The organism is Sphaerimonospora cavernae, from assembly GCF_042435035.1.
GTDB classification, from domain to species: Bacteria; Actinomycetota; Actinomycetes; order Streptosporangiales; family Streptosporangiaceae; genus Sphaerimonospora; species Sphaerimonospora cavernae.
Genome location: NZ_JBHMQT010000028.1, coordinates 1 through 1,631, shown reverse-complemented (window position 1 = coordinate 1,631; position 1,631 = coordinate 1). Strand labels below are relative to the sequence as shown.

1 pseudogene is annotated in these 1,631 nt (G+C 70.3%); it reads left to right on the top strand.

Features of this window, described 5'->3' with window-relative positions:
• Positions 1-86: 86 nt before the first annotated feature.
• Positions 87-1,631, top strand: a pseudogene (locus ACFHYQ_RS13035) (hypothetical protein); the annotation flags it as partial.

Here is a 1,631-nt window from a genome sequence, read left to right as displayed (position 1 = left end):
ACCGGGTCGAGTTGAGCGGGCGGACGTTGCAGGAGCAGGTCTGGGGCACGAGCGGGGAGGAGAGCTCGACCCGGTATGAGTACGCGGTGACCGTCACCGGCACCGCCCCGGGTTCGCGTAAGCCCTCCCGGGTGGACCGGGTGCGGCAGGTGGGCCGGGAGAAGGCCACCACGGGGTGGCGGTACACGGAGGTCAAGACCGCCTACAACGCTGATGGGTTGCCGGTCACGGTCAACGATTACGGCGAACGCGGTGACGGCTCGGACAACACCTGCACCGCGACCACGTATGCGCGTAACACCTCCGGCGGGGCGTGGATGATCTCCTACCCGGCCCGGCAGGAGCGGCGTGCGGGGGACGACTGCGCGGCCGGGACGCTGCTGGCGCGCACGGTCACCTTGTATGACGGGGCGACCAGTGAGTCCTCCAACACCCCGACGCGGGGGAACGTGACCGAGTCCCGCGCTTACAGCAGCGAGTCTGATCATGCGGTGACGAAGGCGACGTTCGACGGGTACGGCCGGCCGTTGACGATGACCGACCCGGCGGAGAAGACGACCACCACCGTCTACACCCCGGCCACCGGGTGGCCGTCTGGCGGGGTGACGGTGACCAACCCGCTCGGGCACGCGGTGACGACCTGGTCCTCCCAATACCACGGGCAGCCGGTCGGCATGCGTGATGTCAACGACAACGATGTGAACATCGACTACGACGTGCTTGGGCGGACGTTGCAGTTGTGGACGCCTGAGCGGCCCAAGTCGGGAGGCACTCCGGCGGCGAGGGTCGCCTACACGCTCACCTCCGGTCAGCCGGCCCGGACCAGCGTGTCCCGCCTGCAGTCCGGTACCGGCGACACGGCCACGTGGGTCTCCGCCTACACCTATGTCGATGGGTTCGGCCGTATCCGGGAGGTGCAGACCGCCTCACCGGCCGGTGGGCGGATCGTTCAGGTCACCACCTACGACGGGCGGGGGCAGACGGCCGCGACCTCGGCCCCGGTGCACAACACCGGCCAGCCGGGCTCGGGTCTGCTCAACCCCGGCCTTGCGACGCTGCCGCAGTGGTCCAAGCCGGAGTATGACGGGCTCGGTCGGGTGACGGCGCAGGTGGACATGACCGGCGGCAGCGAGTTCCGCCGCACGACCACGAACTACCTGGGGGCGGACAAGTACGAGGTGGTCCCGCCCGTGGGCGGCAAGACGGTGTACTACACCGATGCCGCCGACCAGGTCACCAAGATCGAGGAATGGCTCACCGGGAGTGGGCAGCAGGCTGCGACGGTGGCCGGTCCGATGCCGCCGGCCTCCTCTCCCGCCGCTGCCCCCGCCGGCTCCGCTGCGGCTGGTGAGGTGCCGTCGGCGGAGTTGCAGGCCGCGCGCACCCGCGCCTCTGTGGAGGCGCAGCGGTCGGGTGAGCCGGTCGAGGTGGCCGAAGCCACTGATGAGACGAGCATCACCTATGCCCAGCCGGACGGGAAGACGTTCACCACGCAGGTCAGCGCGGGTCCGGTCCGGACCCGGCGCGGCGGGGCGTGGGTGCCGATCGACACGACGCTGGTCGAGCAAGACGGGACGTTGAAGCCGAAGGCGATCGCCGACGGTGCCGCCGTGGAGGTGTCCACCGGTGGC